Genomic DNA, 20,325 nt, shown 5'->3' on the forward strand with positions numbered 1-20,325 from the left:
CGTTAGCTGGCGAGAAACTGTCTGGCCAGTTGGTTGAACCGGTCGGCGTGTTCGTCGTGCGGCAGAAGCGCGCAGTTCTCAAACAGGACGAGTTGGGCCTCCGGTTTGCGTGCGAGGAAATCTTCGGCCTGACGCGCCGGGGTGGTGCGGGCATTTTTGCCCCAAACCAGGAGCACCGGTTGCAGAAGCCGACCGAAAGCATGGCTGATGTTGCAGTTGGCGATGCCGGTCAGAAAAGCGATGGGAGCATACTTGGCATTTTTGACCCGCATGGTGCGGTAGAGATGCTCAGCATGCTCACGAGTGAAACACCGGGGGTCGTAAAAGCCCTGATTCGTCATAAAGTAACGGATGACGGGCCGCGTGCTGAGCGCTTTGAAAAACAGGGTTCCCACAGGTGAAAAGAGGATGTGGCGTGCGGTTTGGCGCAGGCGTGTGGGCCGTTCATCGGCCAGAGCGCGAATGCCGGTGGGCGCAATGAGAACCAGTTTGCGGAACAGTTCCGGTGCCAGGCTCGCCGCACGGATGACATAGGCTGCGCCAAGCGAGCTGGCAATGACATGGCAGGGGATGCCGATGCGCGCGCGGCAAAAATCAAGGATAAAGTCCGTATAGAGATTGGCTGTGTAATCCATCCGCCGGCGCTCGGAAGCGCCAAAACCGGGCAGGTCCGGGGCAATGACATCGAAGGTGTCCTCCAGCCCCAGAAACACCTTGCGCATTTCATAGGCCGAGGCGGCGGCGTTAAGGCTGTGGATAAGCAGCACCGGCTCCCCACTCCCGCGCCGGGCGTAGTGCATGCGCTGCCCACGCCACATCCAGACGGAAGTCAGCGCATGCACGGGAGCTTCGGCGAGAGATGACATACAGGAGTGTTACTTCAACCGGTCAAACTCGGCATCATCAATCTCAAAATTGGTCGAGATTTTCTGCACGTCATCGTGGTCGTCGAGGGCCTCATAGAGCTTGAGCATCTGCTGGGCATCCTTCCCTTCAAGGCGAACATAGGTTTTCGGGACGCGCGTTATGTCAGCCGAAACCGTTGGGACACCAGCCGCCTTGAGAGCCGCCAGGACGGCATCGAAAGCCTCCGGTTGCGTCTGAATCTCCCAGTATTCACCCAAATCACGCAGGTCTTCGGCGCCAGCGCCAACGGCAATCTCAAAAAGTTCTTCTTCTGACTTCACATCCTTTTCGAGCGTGATGACGCCTTTGGGATCGAAGAGCCAACTTACGCTGCCGGTTTCACCCAGGTTGCCGCCGTTCTTGGAAAAAAGATGGCGGAGTTCACTGACCGTACGGTTGCGGTTGTCAGTTGCAGCTTCGAGCAGAATGGCAACGCCGGCTGGGCCGTAGCCTTCATAGATGATCTCCTCGTAGGCTGCACCTTCGATTTCACCCGTGCCCCGCTTGATGGCCCGCTCGATGGTGTCGTTGGGAATGTTCTCCGCCTTGGCATCGGCAATGGCCTTGCGGAGACGCGGGTTGCCTGCCGGATCGCCGCCTCCGACCCGTGCCGCAACGGTCAGTTCCTTGACGAGCCGGGTGGTGATTTTGCCCCGCTTGGCGTCGAGCGCCCCTTTTTTGTGTTTGATGGTATGCCACTTACTATGACCAGACATAGCTTTTCGGTCTTCCTCAAAACGAAACGATGTCGTGAAAAGAGCTTGATGGGCCGCCAGGCCCGTGTGGCTGAATCTAGCACAGAAATCCTGCCGGCTGGCGCAATGCAGGTGAAAGCAGACAGTAAGGAAGGGTTTGTGATGCTGCCTCAAGCCGCGTTGTCAGGAAGGGGCTGGCTATCGGCGCTAACGAAGCCGTCCGGGGGTCTCCCAGATGTTGCGAGAACTCAGCCCTGTGGCTGAAAGTAGGGTGGTAGGTGGTGTTTTTCGTCCGGCACGAGCCGCTGGTGACCGCCGGTGTGTCTGGCCACGGCAGCCGTCGTGGCAGCCTTTTCCGTGTAGCGTTCACGAATCTGTAAAATCTTGGGCAGGATGGACTTGAAAGCTTCCACGAGATTGGGATCGAAGTGCCGTCCGCTCTGCCGGTCAATCTCGGCAATGACTTCTTCGACCGACCAGGCCCGTTTATACGGCCGCTCCGTCGTCAGAGCATCAAACACATCGCACAGCGCCACAATCCGCCCCACAATGGGAATCTGCTCGCCCTTGAGACCCTTGGGGTAGCCTGACCCATCCCATTTCTCGTGGTGGGAAAGGGCAATCTCCATCGCCATGTGCATCAGGGGGGACGTTGAGCCACTGAGGAGTTCGGCCCCGATGGTGGCATGGGACTTCATCACTTCCCATTCTTCAGGCGTCAGTTTGCCTTCCTTGAGAAGGATGCGGTCGGGAATGCCGATTTTTCCAATGTCATGCATCGGGCTGGCATGCAGAAGCATTTCACAGGCTTCATCGTCCCAGCCGATGGCGCGGGCCAGTTCGGCGCAGTAGTGGCTCATGCGGATGACGTGCATGCCGGTGACATTGTCGCGGTATTCTGCGGCACGTCCCAACCGCCGCACGATTTCCAACTGCGTTTCACGAAGCTGCTGCGTGCGCTGGCGCACTTTTTCTTCCAGAATCCGGTTCTGTTCCCGGACTTCATTGTGCAGCAGCCGCACCTCGATCATGTTGCGGATGCGGGTCAGGGCTTCGACGTGCTCGAACGGTTTGCTCAGAAAATCGCGCGCGCCAGCTTCAAGAGCGCGCAGGCGGGTGGCGTGATCGGGCAGTCCGGTCAGCACCAGAACGGGAATGTAGGAATCATGCTCGATTTCCCGCAGGTCTTCCATCACCTGAAAGCCATTGCGGTGGGGCATGTGCAGGTCAAGGATGACCAGGTCGGGTGACAGCTCCCGGTAGAGTTGCGCAACCTGCCGTGAGTCCGTCGTGCTGAAAACCCGCCGGTAGCCGGCTTCTGCCAGGAGATTTTCCAGCAGCTTGATGTTTAGTTCAAGGTCATCAACAACAAGAATCCGTGCATCCCGAATGCGAGCGTCATCCATAGCCTTGTACTCACCCAGAGATCAAAAACAGAAAAGCGTGACGATACCGGCTCTTAGTTGAAGCGAAGCAGGAAGGGAAGCCGGGCATAGACGCCGAGCGGATCGTTGAAGGCGGCCAGTGCTGCCGTTTCGGCCCATAACTGCTCCAGTTCACGTTGCACCGGTCCCTGCACCAGACGCTCCGGCTCCTCATCGGTGAGCAGCTTGGCAAGCTGCTCAGCCAGGTTGCGCCGCTTGGGATACTCGGCAATTTTCCAGTCATTCCCCAGCTTGGCCAGTTCGGCAGCCGCCTGAATGGCCGCCTCCAGCCCGCCAAATTCGTCCACGAGTCCGAGTCGTTTGGCTTCCGCTCCCGACCAGATGCGCCCCTGTGCAATTTCCTGTACGGTTTCCTTGGGTAGCTTCCGGGCTTCCGCCACCCGTGTCAAGAACTCATCGTAGATACGATCCACATTGGCCTGAATGAGTTTCAGTTCGTCTTCGGTCTTGGGGCGGGTGATTGTGCCCAGGTCAGCGTAGCGATTGGTTTTGGCCGTGTCCCACTTGACGCCGTAATCACCGGCCAGTTTTTGAATGTTGGGCAGAATGCCAAAAACGCCGATAGAGCCGGTAATCGTGTTGGGCGCGGCGAAAATTTTGTCGCTGGCGGTGGAAATCCAGTACCCGCCGGAAGCGGCTACCGTACCCATCGAAACCACCACCGGCTTGCCGGCCGCACGGGTTTCGGCCAGTTCACGGCGGATGACCTCCGAGGCCAGCGCGCTGCCGCCGGGACTGTTGACGCGCAGCACAACGGCTTTGATCTGGTCGTCCTGCCGAAGCCGGCGCAGTTCCTTTGCCAGGCGGTCGCCGCCGATCTGACCATCGCTTCCGGCTCCATCCACGATCTCCCCTTCGGCATAGACAACGGCAATGATGTTCCGTGAGGTGCGTTCCAGACCGAGTGAACGCCGCGATACGCGGGCGTAGGCCGGAAGTGTCACCTGCCGGAAGGGCGCTTTGTCATCTTTGACCTCGCTCAGCTTGCGCAACGTGCCAAGCACCTGGTCGAGATAGGCTGTTTCGTCGGCCAGTTTGGCGGCCACGGCTTCCGGTCCGACCAGGATGGCTTTTTCGTTGGCCAGGCGCTGGAGGTCATCGGGCGTCAGTTGCCGCGCTGTTGCCACGCCACTGACGAACTCGCCCCACACGTCGTCCAGCAGCTTTTGGGTCTGCTCCCGGTTTTCAGGACTCATTTTGTCGAACAGGAGGGGTTCGACTGCCGATTTGTACTTGCCGACCCGTGTGACCTGAATGCCGACACCATATTTCTTGAAGGCTTCGCCCAGGAACATCATCTCCGAGGCCAGCCCGTTCATTTCAATGGCGCCAAAGGGGTTGAGAAAGATTTTGTCCGCCACGGACGCCAGGTAGTAATCGCGTTCGCTATACACCTGGTTGTAGGCGTAGATGGGCTTTTTGGACGCCTTGAAGCGCAGCAGGGCTTCGCGGATTTCCCGCAGCGCGGCAAAGCCGGAGCCGTAACCTTCCGTGGACAGATTGCCATGCAGGTATAGCCCCACCACCCGTTTGTCCGCCGCCGCCTTGTCCAGGCAATCCAGAATGGTGCTCAGCGGCAGGATTTTCCCCCCGCTGCCGCGCAACAGCCGCTGCACGTCCACTTCGCGGCCGTCATCGCTGGGGGCAATGTCGGAAATCGTGGCCGAAAGATCGAACACCAGTATCGTTTTGTCCTGAACAGCCGGCTCAGGGCTGCGTCCACTGGACAGTGATGCCACCGAAGCCAGCAGCAGCAGGATGCCCCCAAGGACAAGCCCGAAGAAGATGAGGGTGCCGGTCAGGCTGGCAAACACGTACTTCAGAAAATCGCGCATGGCTTGGATTGCTTTTCTATCCCATCCATAAAACCGGCCGGCTACATCCAGACGCCCTTTGTGGCTAAAGGCACAAGCAATGACTATACACAGTCTCAGCGTTGCTGGACAAAGGATGCCAGCCGGGCATAGACCTCCCGCAGGGTGCCAGGCGGGGGCAGAAAGACGATGCGGAAAAAGCCATCGTGCGGGTTCAGCCCGAAGCCGGAGCCGTGCACAAAGAGCACGCCGGTAGCCCGCAGCAGGGCCAGCACGAATGCCTCATCCGTCTGTCCCTTCAGGTCAGCCACCTGTCCCATGGCATAGAAAGCCGCCTGGGGGGCAATACAACGGATGCCGGGGATGGCATTGAGAGCTTCGACGGTAATGGCCGCCCGCAGTTTCATTTCCTCGATGAGGGACGGCAGATGTGACTGGTTTTCCAGGGCCACAGGAAGCACTTGCTGCGTCGGCAATGGACTGCAAATCCGGGCTTCGGCAATCTTGCGGACGGCAGCAATCACTTCCCCAAAACGCTGTGTGTTGGTGTAGGTCATCCAGCCCACGCGCCAGCCCGGCACCAGATGCGACTTCGACAGGCTTTCCAGCGTGACGACCGGCACATCCATTCCAGCCGCGAGTTGGGCCATGGGCGGCGGCGGCGGGCCGTAGGTCAGCCGGCAATAGACCTCATCGGCAATGACGACCAACCCGTGGGCTTCGGCAATAGTGAGCAGTTCCAGCAGCAGCCGCGCATCATAGACCGCACCACAGGGGTTGTTCGGGTTGATGATGACGATGGCACGGGTCCGGGGCGTGATCCTGTCCCGGATTTCGTCCGGGTCAGGCAGCCAGCCCTGCTCCGGGTCGAGCCGGTAGTAGTTTTCACGCGCGCCCAGCTTGGCGGTAATGGCCGTGTAGAGCGGATAGGTCGGGCAGGGCGTCAACACGTCATCGCCCGGCTCCAGCAACGCACTCAGCACCATGTCAGCCGCTTCCGACGCACCCGAACTGATGACGACATCTTCAGGCGAAAGATACACGCCGCGCCTTTCGGCTTCCTGAACGATGGCTTCACGCGCAGCCAGCGTCCCCACCGAGGGCGCGTAGCCGTTGTGTCCCTCGCGTACGGCACGGGCCAGGGCTTCCTGCAGGATGGCGGGCGGCTGAAGCCCGTACAGCACCGGGTCGCCAATGTTGAGATAGGTCACCGAACGGCCTTCGGCTTCCACGGCCTTGGCAGCGGCCACGATGTTGCGGATGGCATAGTTGTAGTTTTTCGTGCGCTCGGCAGGCCGAAACAATGCAGGACTGGGGCTGGACATACACCGTCACCTCAAAGGCAGGAGTGGTCCCGACACCGGGACGCAACCCACGAAGATGTTTTGCTTGGCCAAGCACTTGTAGCGAAATCCAGTGCGGGCTGCAATCTTCACGGAGGCAATAGTTCAGGGCGTCGCGCGCTGGGCCCCGGCCGGTGGGGTAAAGCTAAAAAAGCCGTCCGGCAGGGGCGGATTTTCGACAATCTCCGAAAGCAGGAAGTCGTCCTGTTCACCGGCGGCACTGAGGAGTGAAATCCGCGCCAGTTCAAAGGTCGTGGGATGACATTCAACCAGTACCGCCGTCACCAGCTCGATGCGCTCCCGTGGTGTGAGCCGCAGGACGACGTATCCCGGACGCACCGGCGGTACGGCCGCCAGTTCAACCTGGCGGAACAGCCGGGCTGCCCGCCGGTCGCCCAGCAGAAACAGAAACGGTGTACGGGGATCGCGGCTGGCGCGTACCGGCTCCACGGTGTACCGCTGCCGGGCGGCGCTGTAGAAGTAGGTGTGCCGGCCGTCGCACAGAAACTGTTTGACGCTGGGCGCGGTGTAATCCCAGCGCATCCGTCCCTGCCGTTGCAGCGCCAGCGTGCCCTGCTCGCGGAGGGTCTGGCGTCCCCGGTGAATCTGGGTAAATGCGGCCGTGAGCGTGTTCAGGCGGCTGTAGCGCCGCAGAACGCCCTCCAGCAGACGGGCTGCGTCGGGTGTCGGGCGTCGGGCGGCCTGCCCTCCGGCCGGGCCGGCCGTCAGCCACCAGCCAAAACCCACCAGGCTTTTCAACAGAAAATGGCGGCGCTGCATGAACGTCGGCTGAAGCTCACTTCTTGCGTTTGCCGTCATTGCCGCCGGGTTCGATGTAGCTGCGCCGGTACTGGACTTCGAGACGTTTGTTGTCCGGTTTGCCGTCGCCGTCCACATCCACGAGCACTTCGATTTTGCGCCGCTTGCCCTCCCGGCGCGGGTTGGTCGGTTCGTAACCCAGGCTGTACTGGTTGCGCAGCAGGGTATCAATCGAGCGCAGGGTCGTCGGCAGTTCACCGATGAATGTCACCGGAAAATAGCGCCCGCCAGAACTTTCGGCAAAGGTACGCAGGGTGTTGAATGCCTGGAGGAAAGTCAGGTTGGCCTCCGGCGACAGCCTGGGGTCATTGAGCTTGTAGAACAGGTTGCCGATGCCGATGCAGTACACCGGTATGCCGGCATTTTCGACGATTTTGCGTGCCTGGTCATAGTTGATGCGGCTGAACGTATCAATGCCAAGGGCAATGAGCAGAATGGCCGTGCGGCCCTGGACTTCTTCCAGCCCGGTGTAGTCTTCGCCGTCAAGCTTTCCGCCCTTGATGACGAACTTCAGCGTGTCGAAGAGGTTGCTTTCCGTAAAGGCCGGGAAGTTGCGGTACAGGAGCGCGATGTTGGAGCGCAGCACGGCCGGGTCGTTTGTGAAGTCCGTGAGCACTTTGGGACGCAGGTCAAACGCGACGATGGAGATGTAATCGTTGGGGCGTACGAACCGCTCGATGAACTGCGCCGCCGGTTCGAGGACTTCAAACACAAGCGGCCCGATCGCACGGCTGTATTCGAGCACCATGACGAGCGTAAGGTCGCTGTCGCCGGCCCGAAAATTGGTGATTTCCTGTTTGACGCCGTCTTCCAGAATGGTGAAGTTCGCCGGTTTGAGGTCGGTAAAAAGGCGGCCCGTCTTCTTGTCATAGACGACGACTTCCAGATTGACGACATCGGTCGCCAGCACGATGACATTGCCTTCGTCATCGGTGGTTGGGGGTTTGGTCGGGGGGCGCCGGCGCGGCGTGCCCATCGGACGATTCGGGTCCTGCCCTTCCTGCGCTTCCTGGGAGGTGCGGCCGGGTTTTGCCGAGGGCTGTTCATCGGGGAGTGTCCGGTTGGGCTTGTCGTTTTCAGGGGGCGGCGGAGTTGTTTTCCGCGTCGCACCGGACTGCGCGAGCACCGGGCGGTAGGGCCGGACGGACGGCACACCAAGCGCCAGAAGGCACAAGCCGACGAGGATGAGACGGCCGGGCATCCGACCAGGGAGCGGGTTCAGCTTCACGTCGTCACCTCCAGGAGGATAGTGGCTTGGGTTTGGCGTTGGCAGAGGACGCAGCGTTGCCTGGCCGTTCCACACCCGGGCCTTTTGTCACACGTCCCTACGGCCCGACAAGTCATCCCCGGCCCGACGGTTCTGCCTGCGTGCCAGGTGAGACCGTACCGAGCCAGAGGGCAGCCAGACCAGCCCCACTCGCCGCCAGCCAGAAGGGAGCCACCGGCGCGACCTGCTCCCAGAGCAGTCCCGCCAGGCTGCTCGCCACAAGGATGCTGAAGCTGGCCAGCATGGTCTGCAAACCAATGGCTGACCCACGCTGTTCGGGCGGAACAAGGTCGGCAATCCACGCCTTGCTGACGCCTTCCGTCGCGGCGGCATAGAGACCATACAGCGCAAAGCACAACCAGACCTGCCAGATTTGCGTCAGGAGTCCAAACCCGGCATACACGACGGCATACAGTCCCAGCCCCAGCACGATGACCTGCCGCTTGCCCAGGCGGTCGGCCAGGTCGCCGGCCGGGTAAGCCGCCAGGGCATAGACCCCGTTGTAAAGCACATAGCCGCCAATGGCCGCCGTATCCGAAAACCCAACCTGTTTCGCCTTGAGAATGAGAAACACATCACTGCTGTTGACCAGACCGAACAGGGTGAGCGCTGCCACCAGTTGACGGTATGCCGCCGGTGCACTGCGCCAGTAGGCAAAGACAGCAAAGGGCGCAAAGCGCCGGCCGGACGCTGGCTGAAAGGGCACATCCTTGACCCACCACACGCAGAGCACGGCCAGGATGCCGGGCAGAAACGCCAGCAGAAACAGCGTGGTGTAGTCGCCGGGCCGCCAGGTGAGAAAGGCAATGGCCAGCAGTGGACCCAGCACCGCACCAGCCGTATCCATTGCCCGGTGGAACCCAAACACGCGCCCCTGCGCCCCGGCCGGGGCATAACCGGCCAGCAGGGCATCCCGTGGGGCGCTGCGCAGTCCCTTGCCCAGGCGGTCAGCCAGCCGGCCCACGACAACCGCCCCGGCGGCCGGCCACAAACCGGGAAGCGGCTTGGAGAATGCCGACAGGGTGTAACCCGCCTGCACGAAGGGCGCGCGTGTGCCAAGCCGGTCGGAAAGCGCGCCAAAGTAACCCTTGAGGAAACCAGCCATGCCTTCGGCGATGCCCTCCAGCAGACCCACCAGAACAAGGGAAGCGCCGAGCGGCCCGGTCAGGTAGAGCGGGGCAACCGGGTAGAGCAGTTCGCTGGCCATGTCGGTCAGCAGGCTGACCAGACCAAGCAGCATAATGGGGCGTGAAATGGGCGTGCGGCTGCTCACAGGTCGAGTTGAAAAGGCGTGAAATCGAGGCTGTCGGCGCTGACCAACTGCAAGCGGGTCCGCCCCAGTTGCCCGTTGAAGGCGGTGGCAATGGCGGGGCCGTGCAGATGGCCGTACACACACCAGTCCACATCGTATTCAGCCAGCAACTCCGTGAAACCGCTTGGTTCGTGGCGGGCGTTCATTGGGGGATAGTGGAGGATGACCACGAGTTTGTCGAACTCGCTCCGGCGCTGGCGGGCGGCTTCGAGTCCCAGACGCAGCCTTCCGACTTCACGCAGGTAAATCTTGCGGTCCTGCGCGGTGTATTCCCGGCGCACCTTTTCGCGGCGCAACAGGGCTTCCTGGCGTTCGAGCGTATCAGTGCTTGGTTCATCGCCCGGACACTGCCAGCCGCGTGTCCCGACGAAGGCCACCCGTTCCAGCACAAAGCACGTGGCCTGCAGGGGGATGATGGAGCTGTCTGCCATGGCCCGTACCTTGGACAGGGAGTGCCACCAGTAGTCGTGGTTGCCGCGAATGATGAGTTTTCGCCCTGGAAGCCGGGCGATCCAGTCAAGGTCGGGACGGGCTTCTTCGGCGCGCATGGCCCAGGAAAGATCGCCAGCCAGAATGAGGACATCATCGGGCGTTCCCAGTGCCGACCAGGCCGCCGCAATCCGGTCGGCGTGGTTGCGCCAGTGCTCACCGAAAATGTGCATGGGTTTGGGCTTGGCGAAGGACAGATGGGGATCACCCAGGGCAAAGACACGCATGAGCTACCTTTGGAAACACCATACGGACGGACCACCCTGAAGGAAACCAACTTTTTCGCATCCTCTGGCGTCAAAAATGGCGTATATCCTATGAGAAAGCAGGCTTTTCGAGAAACTTTGGTTGAAATTACCGTGCTGAGGTAATGAAATCAGACGCGATATTTCATAGGCTGACGGCACCTGGCGTGCGCCATCATTTCGTCTTCGTTTCCAAAAAAGCAAAGCATGTCACAAACAACGCTTCCGCCGCTTGGGTCGCCTCCATCTTCGGCGGCCGTTCCTTTCGTTCGTCTTGTACCTTCGGTCAGCGACAGCACATTTCATTCCCTGGGGCCTTTGGTCATTGCCGGGTTGCTGCTTTTCGACGCCCTAGCGGCTACCGGGTCACTGGCGGCTGGCATCTGGATAGCTTCGACCTTCTGGCAGGTTGAGCCGTCGTTTACACCCTATGTTCCGTTCCTGCCGACGCTGCTGCTCGTCAGGATACTGACGCTCCGGCACTATGGACTTTACCGGCTGCGCGGGGCCTTCCGGTACTCGGACGACCTCCTGGGTGCATTCAAAGGCGTTTCGCTGGGGTGTATCTACGGTTTCGTAGCCCTGCTGTTTTTCCACCGTGGCATTCTCGACCAGCCGCTGTTTCTGTCGCGGGTGGTGTTTGTCTGTGACTGGGCCATCATGCTCCTGCTGGTCGTTGCCAGCCGGGTGCTCCTGCGGCAGGCGCAGTCTTGGGCCCGCAGCAGGGGCTACGGTCTCATTCCGGCGTTCGTGGTTGGTGTCGGGGAGGAAGCCCGCGTCTGTATTGCGGAAATCAACGAGTCGCCCCGTCTGGGGTACAAGGTGCTGGGGGTACTCACCACGGACGAGCGGACGGCAGATGTCCCGGATACTATCGAAGATGTGCCGGTTATTGGCACGTTCGATGAGCTGCCGGAACTGGCCCGGGCGCTCGGCATCAAGGAAGTTCTCATCACCGACGCACAGCTTCATCCGCGCCGGATTTTCAACGCCATGATGAACGCCGGCCGGAAACATCACCTCAACTTCCGGGTTGTTCCGAGCCTGTTCAACTGCCTGCCCGAAAAAACCCAGATCGAGCAGCTTGGCTCACTGCCGATGATCCAGCTCTTTCGTGATCCGCTGTCGGGGGTCAATCGGTTTCTGAAGCGCGCCCTGGATGTGGTCGGTGCCGGGTTGGGGCTGATCGTCCTGTCGCCTGTGTTTGCGCTGATTGCGATTGCCATTCGCCGCGAGTCGCCGGGACCGATTTTCTACCGGCAGGAACGGGTCGGTATGGACGGGCGCACCTTCCAGATGCTCAAGTTCCGTTCGATGTATGCCGATGCCACGGATGAGATTCACCGACGGCTGATGGTTGAAACGATTAAGTATCCCGCCCGCGCCAATCGCGGGACACGTGGAAAACCGCTCTACGGCAAGGTGTTCAACGACCCGCGTCTGACGAAGGTCGGCAAGTGGATCCGTCGCTACAGCCTCGATGAGCTGCCCAATCTGTGGAATGTGCTCAAGGGTGAGATGAGCCTGGTCGGGCCGCGTCCGCCCATTCCCTACGAGGTTGCCGAATATCAGGACTGGCACCGGGCCCGTTTCAATGTCAAAGGCGGTGTGACGGGCCTGTGGCAGGTTTCGGGGCGCAATCGGCTCACGTTTGAGCAGATGGTGCGGCTGGACATCTACTACATCGAAAACTGGTCATTGTGGCTCGACATCAAGATTCTGCTCCGCACGATTCCGGTCGTGCTCCGGGGCGACAACACCTACTGACAACCAGCCGGCTCCGGCCGGACGTAACCTTTGGCAACGGCAAGCCCTGGCGGGTGTGTGATGTGGGAAGCACCGGAAGCACCTCCGCGACTGACGGTTTCGGCGCTGACAGCCCAGATTCGGCGACAGCTCGAAGGTGAGTTTCGGGAAGTTATCGTCGAAGGCGAGCTTTCCAACTTCGTGGCCCACACCTCCGGGCACTGGTATTTCACGCTCAAGGATGCACAGTCCCAAATCCGCTGTGCCTGTTGGAAGGGGACGAACTACCGGATTCGCTTCCGCCCGCGCAACGGCCAGCAGGTGGTGTGCCGGGGAAAAGTGACCGTCTATGCACCCAAGGGGGAGTACCAACTGACGGTCGAGGCCATGGCGCCGGTGGGAGTGGGCGAGCAACAGTTGGCCTTCGAGCAGCTCAAGGCCAAACTGGCGGCAGAGGGACTGCTTGCACCGGAGCGCAAGCGTCCCCTGCCCCTTGTCCCGCGTCGCATCGGGATTGTGACCTCGCCGACCGGGGCGGCGATTCAGGACATCCTCAATGTACTCCGCCGCCGGAACGATGGTGTGAGTGTTCTGCTCTATCCCGCGCAGGTCGAGGGGGCTGAAGCGGCTGCGAGTGTGGCGGCCGGCATTCGCTGGTTCAGCGAGAACCCGGATCCGGATTTTCCCGTGGACGTTCTCATTGTGGGACGCGGTGGCGGCAGCGCCGAAGCGCTGTGGGCATTCAACACCGAAGAGGTCGCCCGTGCGATTGCCGACTCCACGATCCCCGTTATTTCTGCCGTCGGACACGAGATAGATTTCACGATCGCGGATTTTGTGGCTGATCTGCGCGCCCCAACGCCATCGGCGGCAGCAGAGATGGTTACGGCGCGGCGCGCCGACCTGCTCGCCGAAGTCGGGTCCATGGCGTCCGCGTTGACCAAAGTGATGCACATCCGGTTGCTGCGTGAGCGGCAGGCACTGGAGACGCTGGCGCGGCATCCGGTCTTTGATGACACACAGGCGCGCCTGCGCGATGCGTTGCAGACCTGTGACGAACTGACCCTGGCGGTACAATCGGCTGTACAGAACCGGCTGCGGTTTGCCGGTTGGCGTCTGGAGCGGGCCGGCAACCGTCTCCGGCACTACCCGTGGCGACCATACCTGCAACTCCACGAGCAGCGCGTGTCGGAACTGACGGCGAAGTTGATCGCGGGCGTGCAGGCGCAGGCGGCAGTGGCCCAGCACCGGCTGGCACAGGCGCTGACCCGTCTCAATACCTTGTCTCCGCTGCGGGTGCTGGCGCGGGGGTACGCCCTGGTACAGCATCCTGACGGGCGGCTTATCCGCACTACGGAGGACGCCGTACCGGGGCAGGACATCGTGATCCGGTTGTCCGACGGCCGGCTGCTGGGGCGGGTCGCGCAGGTGCTTCCAGAGCCGGAAGCGAAGCCGGACCCGCCGCCGCATTCGTAGCCGGCTTGCTTCGGCTGGCTTATTTCGGCTGGCTTACTCGCTGACTTACTCGTAGGAAGTTGGCTGCTCGCTGTTCGTTGCTGGGGCGGCCGGCCAGCTCCCGCTCTGAAAGCGCCATTCGCCGCTCGTGTAAGTGGTGACGCGGTTGCCGCCAGCCCGTTTGGCGGCATACATCATCTTGTCGGCACGGATGGTCAGTTCTTCGGCAGATTCGCCGGCGTACTCGACGATCCCAAAGCTGACAGTCACTTCGCCGTTGAAGCGCTGATAGACGCCTTCACAAATCCGTTCACCGACGCGCCGTGCGGCTTCAGCCGGTGTTTCGGGCAGAATAAGCACGAATTCGTCACCGCCGTAGCGGAAAGGCAGGTCCACCTGCCGGCGGATGACGGAACGGACCAGCTCGCCTACCCATCGGAGCAGTTCATCGCCGGCGACGTGGCCACGGGTGTCGTTGAAGCGTTTGAAGCCGTCCAGGTCGAAGTAACACAGAGCGAAGGTGGAATCCCGGCGCTGCGCGCGCGCAATCTCGCGCGGCAGCAGGTCTTGGTAGTAGCGTTTGTTGTACAGCCCGGTCAGTTCGTCCGTAATGCTCAGTTTGAGGAGTTGTTCCTGTTGGGCGCGGCGCTCGGTGACATCGGTTAAGACGAACAGAAAGCCCTCGCTGCGTTTGGCGCGGAGGGGATGGACCGACAGGCTGGCATAGAACGTGCCGCCGTGACGACGCTTGAGGGCAACGTCTGTCCCGCCGAAGTGCACCTGGTGCCCGTCCAGAAGCTTCTCAATGCTTGTGAAGAGGCTGGAATCCTGGAACAGGGGCAGAATGGGCGTACCGACAACTTCCTTGTCGTCGTAGCCGAACATCATTTCGGCGCCACGGCTGAAGGTCACAATGTTGCCGGCAGGGTCAGTGGAGATGATGGCCGTATCCACAGCAACATCCAGAACGGTTTGCAGGTATTCATGTTCGGCCTGGGCGTTGCGATACAGCCGGGTGTTGCGAATGGCGACGGACACTTGCAGCGCCAGGTCTTCCGCAATGGCGCAGTCATCGTCGTCGAACGCCCCCGGACGGACGCTTTCAAACTCCAGCACGCCCTCAATCGTGCCATCGAGCCAGATCGGCGTTGCGATTTTGGAGCGCGACAGGGTGGAGTGTCCGCGCCATTCAGGCAACTGCCGCAAGTCCCGGCACAGAATCGTCTCGCCACCTTCTATGGTTTCCCGGATGAGGCCAGTGTCCCGTTGCAGGGTGGTGGCAATGACGCTGGTGCGGTTGGCAAGTGTCGAGGCAATGTGGAAGTTCTCTCCCTGGGGGCCGGTCATGTGTGGGGTATAAATCGCCACGACCTCGCACTCCATGTAGCGTTGCAGGTGTTCGACGATGTCGGCAATGACCGTTTCCAGGTCGAGGCTGCGCGCCATCTGGCGCGTCACTTCGTTGATAAGAAAGACCTGCTCCCGCTTGCGTTGGACGGCACGGTACTGAAGGGCATTGCGGAAGGCATGGTCGAGGTGACGCGACAGCAGCCCCAGCCCCTCGATTTCGACATCGGTCAGTTTGATGCGCCGTGGATAGCCGAGAATGGCGACGCCGCTGCGCTGTGACCCGTGCCGCAACTGAAGGTGGAGTTGATGTCCGTCCACATGGGTTAGCGTGTCCGGGGCTTCCGGCAGGTTGGCCAGTTCGATGGCAGCAGCCTCGGAGGACATTTTCCGGATAACCGGCTCACCTTGGGGGGACAGGTTGCCTTCATATCCGAAATGCCCACCTTCGCCGGTAATGAGCAGCCGACCGGTGATGCAGGGGGTCAGGTGGAACAGGGTACGGAAGGCAGTCTCCACCAGTTCGTCAAGATCGAGACTGGCATGGAGATTGAGCGCAATTTCGTGCAGGGTTTGCGCGGAAAGCGGAGACGGCACAACTTCGGCCGCCCGTTCGGCGCGGGCAATGGCCCGGCGCAGACGTTCGCCGGTCAGTGGTGGTGCCAGCACCAGCGTGACCCCTTCGGCTTTGGCCTTGGCCGCCAGTGCCGTGTCGTCATTGGAGAGGCATCCGATGATGGGGAGTTTGGGATTGACCTGATGGATGTAGGCCAGATGCCCCCAGGTGACGGGATCGTCTTCGAGAGCCAGCAGGACGACATCGAACTCATATTCAGCCATCAGCGCAATGAGGGAAGTACCATCGGCGGCTACGGTGAGTTGCAGGGTGCGACTCCGCTGAAGCAGAGCTTCGATTTCCTGTCCGGCCATGGTCGGGGAAGTCACGAACAGGAGCTGCTTCTTGAACTCCACACGCGACATCTGAATGGTGGCAGGCGCAGGCATGAGGACAACCGAGGAAGCAAAGGTGAACCGGGCTGTGGGTGATGACAGAGCGCAGACCTAGTGTAGGCGAAGTCATCGCGCGGGTACAGCCTTTTGCTCGATACTGTCAGGAGCGGTGACGGGTAAGACCGGCACAAACAGCCCGGCACGGTCGGTGACGACCGTGCCGGGCATTGATTGGGAACGGATGTGTAAGCCGAATTCTGTTCCGTCACGGGGACGGCGACGGTCATTCATCTAGGCTGCCGGTTACCCGGCAGCTCAAGCGACCTACCCGGAGATGTGCCTGCCGGAGCAGGACTTGGACGAGCAGCCCTCAGACACCTCCATATTTGGTCTTGCACCGCGAGGAGTTTGCCTAGCCGAACGTGTTACCACGCTCGCTGGTGCGCCTTTACCGCACCGTTTCACCATCGCCACTCGCACACCCCGAAGGGCGTGTAAGTCAGGCTGTCTGTTCTCTGTTGCACTTGTCGTCGCGCCCGACAGGTCGTAGCCGACGCTTCGGACGCGCCCGGCCGTTAGCCGGCTCGCTGCTCTACGGTGTTCGGACTTTCCTCTCCCTGCCGGCCGGTTGTCACGACCAGCAGGCAGCGACCGTCCCATCCGCTCCCAAGGTCACAAAAGGCGGAAACCGGAAGGTATCCTCAGAAGAATGGCGGAGGAGGAGGGATTCGAACCCTCGATACAGTTTCCCGTATACAGCATTTCCAATGCTGCGCCTTCAGCCACTCGGCCACCCCTCCGACAACGAACCCCGCCGCCAAAGCGGAACTCAACCGGATTTCCGCGTATCCACCCACCGGCCATTCCAAAACGCAGCGGCCAAAACGCAGTGGCCAAAACGCAGTGGCCAAAACGCAGTGGCCAAAACGCAGTGGCCAAACCCGCTGGCTGGCTTTCACAGGCCCTGACCGGCCGCCCTACCCAGCCGGCCCGGCCAAACTGGCGGTGAGGGTGGGATTCGAACCCACGGTACAGTTGCCCGTACATCGGTTTTCGAGACCGACCGATTCAGCCACTCTCGCACCTCACCAAAACTTTTCAAAACCACCCTTCACTCTGTGGTCAGGTTGCGGCGCTGCCGAAAAAAATCACGGAGCAGATCGCCACACGCTTCAGCCAGAACCCCACCCGTCACCAGCAGGCGGTGGTTGAGGACGCTCGCCGTACACAGTCCGAAGTGGCTCACAACCGCACCGGCCTTGGGGTCGGCGGCCCCAAAAACGAGACGCTGAATTCGGGCCTGCACGAGCGCCCCGGCGCACATTGCGCACGGTTCGAGCGTCACATAGAGCGTCGCCTCGGTCAAGCGGTAATTGCCCACCTGCCGGGCTGCCGCGCGCAGGGCGATGATTTCAGCGTGAGCCGTCGGGTCACAGTCGGTACGCACGCGGTTGCCCGCCTGGGCGACAAGCTGGCCGTTGATGACGACCACAGCCCCAACCGGGACTTCATCCACTTCGAGGCAAGTGCCGGCAGCCTCCAGGGCCAAACGCATCCAGCTCTCATCGTTCATTGTTTCCACGGCTGTCTGCCTTGCCCGCCGCCTGGCAGCGAGTCATTCTGTAAAAGTCTAATCAGGTCACACTGAAGCGTCAATCTTCCGCCTTCACCCGCGCCAAGGCTTTCTGCTGGTTTGAGGGCGGCCAGTCCGAACTGATTCTGAAACCTCCCAGGGCAGACCGTGGCTGGTAACATTCTGACTCGGCTGCTTGACAAGTCAGCAGTGCAGACTACTTATGACAGTGCAGGGCATCCAACAGACCGCTTGGCGGGCTTTGACCAGATGCGTCTTGCCAAATAGCGGCGTGATGCTCACAATCGCGCTTTTTCCCGCCACGGACGTTTGGATAGTCCCCAGAAGCCACAGCGGAACCCCTTGGTTTAGGTCAGGCGTCATGACAAAAGGATTGGTCATTGTTGAGTCTCCGGCAAAGGCCAAAACGATTACGAAGTATCTTGGCAAGGACTTTACTGTGCTGGCCTCGTATGGTCACATCAAGGACCTGCCCGAAAAGGAACTTGGTGTGGATGTCGAGCATGGTTTCGAGCCGACCTACGAGATCATTCCCGACACGAAAAAGCGCAACAACTCCAAGACCGTACGGGAGCTGAAGTCTGCCGCCCGGAAAGCGGAGTCCATCTACCTGGCGGCCGACCCCGACCGCGAAGGGGAAGCCATCTGTCAGCACCTGCGCGAAGAGTTGGTGGGCGACAAGGAACAAAAGCCGGTCTATCGCCTGTTGTTCAACGAAATCACCAAGGATGCCATTCAGGCTTCATTGCAGTCGCCACGGCAAATCAACCAGGCACTGGTGGAAGCCCAGCAGGCGCGGCGTGTGCTTGACCGCCTTGTGGGCTATGAAGTCAGCCCCATGCTCAACCGTGGGCTTGGCGGCGGCAAGGTTGCGCTCTCGGCCGGACGGGTACAATCCGTGGCTCTGCGTCTTGTCGTTGAGCGCGAGCGCGAGATTCTGGCTTTTCAACCAACCGAATACTGGACCTTTGATGCCCGTTTCGCCGCCGCACTTCCGCCGGAGTTTACGGCCAAGTTGTTTTCCATTCATGGCGAAACGCTCAAAACCGGCGACTTTGACAAACAGCGCAGGAACGAGCGCCACGTCCGTACCGAAGCCGAAGCCCGTGACCTTGAACGCCAGCTCCGTGAAGTTGCGGAATGGCGTGTGGCCGCGGTGACGACCAGGGAGAAGAAACGCCATCCGGTTGCGCCCTTCATCACTTCGACCCTTCAGCAGGAAGCGTCCCGGAAGCTTTCTTTTCCCGTCAAGAAAACCATGTCGCTGGCGCAAAAGCTCTACGAAGGCATCGAGCTGGGGGCTGAAGGCAGCGTCGGGCTGATTACCTACATGCGGACGGATTCAACCCGGATTGCCGATTCCGCCATAGCCGAAGTGCGCGACTTCATTGCAGCGCAGTACGGTGCCAATCGGCTGCCCGCCAAGCCCAACCAGTACAAAAACAAGAAGGGCGCCCAGGATGCCCACGAGGCCATTCGTCCGACATCGGTCTGGCGCACGCCCGAAAAGGTTGCCCCTTACCTTGAGGCTGATGAACTGGCTCTGTACCGGCTGATCTGGCAGCGTTTCGTGGCCTCCCAGATGACGCCGGCCCTCTTTGACGCTACGACGATTGACATCGAAGGCGGGCCGGGCTTTGTCTTCCGGGCGACCGGGGCGGTGCTCCGTTTCGACGGTTTTCTGGCAGTCTATGAGGAAGGGAAGGACGAACTCGATGCTGATGACGAAGCTCTGGCGCGCAAACTGCCACAGGTTGCCGCCGGGGAGCGCGTCGAGTGTCGTGAACTCCAGGTCAATCAAAGTTTTACCCGTCCACCGGCCCGCTACACGGAAGCCACGCTGGTCAAAACCCTTGAGGAGCGGGGCATCGGGCGACCCTCGACCTATGCCCAAACGCTGTCGGTCATTCAGGCCCGCAACTACGTCGAGAAACGTGACGGGCGGTTTCATCCTACGCCCCTTGGGATGGTGATTGCCGATGTCCTCACGGAAAATTTCGCCGACCTTTTTGACCCGGGCTATACAGCGGTGCTGGAGACACAGCTCGACGAAATCGAGGAAGGCAAACTCAACTGGCGGGAAGCACTCGAAGAGTTTTACCGGAAGTTTCGTGCTGACCTGGAAGCTGCCAAGGCCAACCTCAAAAAAGCCAAGGAAGGGGTGGCTACGGACGAACGCTGCCACAAATGCGGGGCGGCCATGGTGCTCAAGCTGGGGCGCTTTGGAAAGTATCTGGCCTGTACCAACTTGGAGTGCAGGGCAACCCGGGACTACGGGACGCTGCCAACGGCTACGTCGGACCCTGGCACGGCCGCTGAAGCTGTTGGGGAGATCGCCTGTGACGCCTGCGGGCGTCCGATGGTACGCAAGCGTGGACGCTGGGGCGAGTTTCTCGCCTGCACGGGCTACCCGGAGTGCAAAACGACCCGCAATCTGACCAGGACCGGCGCTCCCAAGCCTGCCCCTGTCCAGCTTGACGAAGCCTGTCCAACCTGTGGCCAGCCACTGGCCGTCCGGCAGGGACGCTACGGCGAGTTCATCGGCTGCTCAAACTATCCGAAATGCACGTATATCAAGCGTGAAGCCATCATGCCCTGTCCGCGGCCGGGCTGCGGCGGCGACATCACCGAACGCCGGTCCGGGCGTGGCCGGGTGTTCTACAAGTGCACCAATACGGCCTGTGATGTGGTCTATTGGGACAAGCCGGTAACTCACCCCTGCCCAAGCTGCGGGGCGCCCTTTACCCTCCAGAAAACGAATGCCCAGGGGGAGACGTACCATTACTGCGCCGACAAGGAACATTGCGGCTGGACGGAACTCCCGGCGGAGAAGCGAAAGAAAAAAGACACGCTGCCGGCATCCAAAAACCCGTCTGCCTCTGAGGCCGCGTAGCAGA

14 protein-coding genes, 2 tRNA genes and 1 other RNA gene are annotated in these 20,325 nt (G+C 60.9%); 3 read left to right on the forward strand and 14 right to left on the reverse strand.

The genetic code is table 11. From position 1 onward, the window contains the following. Nucleotides 1-2: 2 nt before the first annotated feature. From CABTHER_RS04900 to CABTHER_RS04940, 9 genes are all read right to left on the reverse strand, one after another. The gene (locus CABTHER_RS04900) at nt 3-866 is read right to left on the reverse strand and encodes an alpha/beta fold hydrolase (RefSeq protein ID WP_014099489.1); all 864 of its coding nucleotides are present in this window, start codon (nt 864-866) and stop codon (nt 3-5) included. Nucleotides 867-875: 9 nt separating this feature from the next. Further along, nucleotides 876-1,622 carry a YebC/PmpR family DNA-binding transcriptional regulator gene (locus CABTHER_RS04905; protein ID WP_014099490.1) on the reverse strand — a complete coding sequence of 249 codons (747 nt, stop codon included), beginning with the start codon at nt 1,620-1,622 and terminating at the stop codon, nt 876-878. Nucleotides 1,623-1,849: 227 nt separating this feature from the next. After that, nucleotides 1,850-3,007 (reverse strand): HD domain-containing phosphohydrolase, encoded by a 1,158-nt coding sequence (locus tag CABTHER_RS04910; protein ID WP_014099491.1) that lies wholly within the window; start codon nt 3,005-3,007, stop codon nt 1,850-1,852. Nucleotides 3,008-3,060: 53 nt separating this feature from the next. After that, entirely contained in the window at nt 3,061-4,881 is a 1,821-nt protein-coding gene (gene sppA, locus CABTHER_RS04915) for a signal peptide peptidase SppA (protein ID WP_014099492.1), read from the reverse strand. A gap of 95 nt (nt 4,882-4,976) precedes the next feature. Continuing rightward, a complete protein-coding gene (locus tag CABTHER_RS04920) occupies nt 4,977-6,185 on the reverse strand; it encodes an aminotransferase class I/II-fold pyridoxal phosphate-dependent enzyme (RefSeq protein ID WP_041569092.1) in 1,209 nt (402 codons plus the stop codon). A 123-nt stretch (nt 6,186-6,308) separates the two neighbouring features. Continuing rightward, nucleotides 6,309-6,983, reverse strand: a complete 675-nt coding sequence (locus CABTHER_RS04925; RefSeq protein WP_014099494.1) for a LolA family protein — start codon at nt 6,981-6,983, stop codon at nt 6,309-6,311. Between the two features lie 16 nt (nt 6,984-6,999). Beyond that, nucleotides 7,000-8,250, reverse strand: coding sequence for a VWA domain-containing protein (locus CABTHER_RS04930; RefSeq protein WP_148263943.1), 1,251 nt, complete (start codon nt 8,248-8,250; stop codon nt 7,000-7,002). A gap of 112 nt (nt 8,251-8,362) precedes the next feature. Further along, nucleotides 8,363-9,562 (reverse strand): MFS transporter, encoded by a 1,200-nt coding sequence (locus CABTHER_RS04935; RefSeq protein ID WP_014099496.1) that lies wholly within the window; start codon nt 9,560-9,562, stop codon nt 8,363-8,365. Beyond that, nucleotides 9,559-10,317: a metallophosphoesterase gene (locus CABTHER_RS04940; RefSeq protein ID WP_014099497.1), complete on the reverse strand. Its 759-nt coding sequence runs from the start codon at nt 10,315-10,317 to the stop codon at nt 9,559-9,561. The genes CABTHER_RS04935 and CABTHER_RS04940 overlap by 4 nt, the downstream gene beginning before the upstream one ends. A gap of 225 nt (nt 10,318-10,542) precedes the next feature. Between CABTHER_RS04940 and CABTHER_RS15590 the strand changes: the two genes are divergently transcribed. Both CABTHER_RS15590 and xseA read left to right on the forward strand, forming a co-directional pair. Further along, nucleotides 10,543-12,102: a sugar transferase gene (locus CABTHER_RS15590; protein WP_049787465.1), complete on the forward strand. Its 1,560-nt coding sequence runs from the start codon at nt 10,543-10,545 to the stop codon at nt 12,100-12,102. Nucleotides 12,103-12,162: 60 nt separating this feature from the next. Continuing rightward, nucleotides 12,163-13,557, forward strand: coding sequence for an exodeoxyribonuclease VII large subunit (gene xseA / locus CABTHER_RS04950; RefSeq protein ID WP_014099500.1), 1,395 nt, complete (start codon nt 12,163-12,165; stop codon nt 13,555-13,557). Nucleotides 13,558-13,602: 45 nt separating this feature from the next. Here the strand turns inward: xseA and CABTHER_RS15595 are convergent, their stop codons facing one another. The 5 genes from CABTHER_RS15595 to tadA all read right to left on the reverse strand — a co-directional run bounded on the left by CABTHER_RS15595 (nt 13,603) and on the right by tadA (nt 17,407). Further along, nucleotides 13,603-15,888 carry a diguanylate cyclase gene (locus CABTHER_RS15595; protein WP_014099501.1) on the reverse strand — a complete coding sequence of 762 codons (2,286 nt, stop codon included), beginning with the start codon at nt 15,886-15,888 and terminating at the stop codon, nt 13,603-13,605. Between the two features lie 176 nt (nt 15,889-16,064). Continuing rightward, an RNA gene (rnpB, locus tag CABTHER_RS16060) (RNase P RNA component class A) lies at nt 16,065-16,501 on the reverse strand. 43 nt (nt 16,502-16,544) lie between these two features. Next, nucleotides 16,545-16,634: transfer RNA gene (locus tag CABTHER_RS04960), tRNA-Ser, on the reverse strand. A gap of 200 nt (nt 16,635-16,834) precedes the next feature. Next, nucleotides 16,835-16,924 (reverse strand) — tRNA-Ser (locus CABTHER_RS04965). A gap of 21 nt (nt 16,925-16,945) precedes the next feature. Beyond that, nucleotides 16,946-17,407 carry a tRNA adenosine(34) deaminase TadA gene (gene tadA, locus CABTHER_RS04970; protein ID WP_014099502.1) on the reverse strand — a complete coding sequence of 154 codons (462 nt, stop codon included), beginning with the start codon at nt 17,405-17,407 and terminating at the stop codon, nt 16,946-16,948. A gap of 382 nt (nt 17,408-17,789) precedes the next feature. Here tadA and topA point away from each other — a divergent pair, with 382 nt between their 5' ends. Further along, nucleotides 17,790-20,321 (forward strand): type I DNA topoisomerase, encoded by a 2,532-nt coding sequence (gene topA / locus CABTHER_RS04975; RefSeq protein WP_014099503.1) that lies wholly within the window; start codon nt 17,790-17,792, stop codon nt 20,319-20,321. Nucleotides 20,322-20,325: the final 4 nt, after the last annotated feature.

This window comes from Chloracidobacterium thermophilum B (assembly GCF_000226295.1).
Classification (GTDB): domain Bacteria; phylum Acidobacteriota; class Blastocatellia; order Chloracidobacteriales; family Chloracidobacteriaceae; genus Chloracidobacterium; species Chloracidobacterium thermophilum.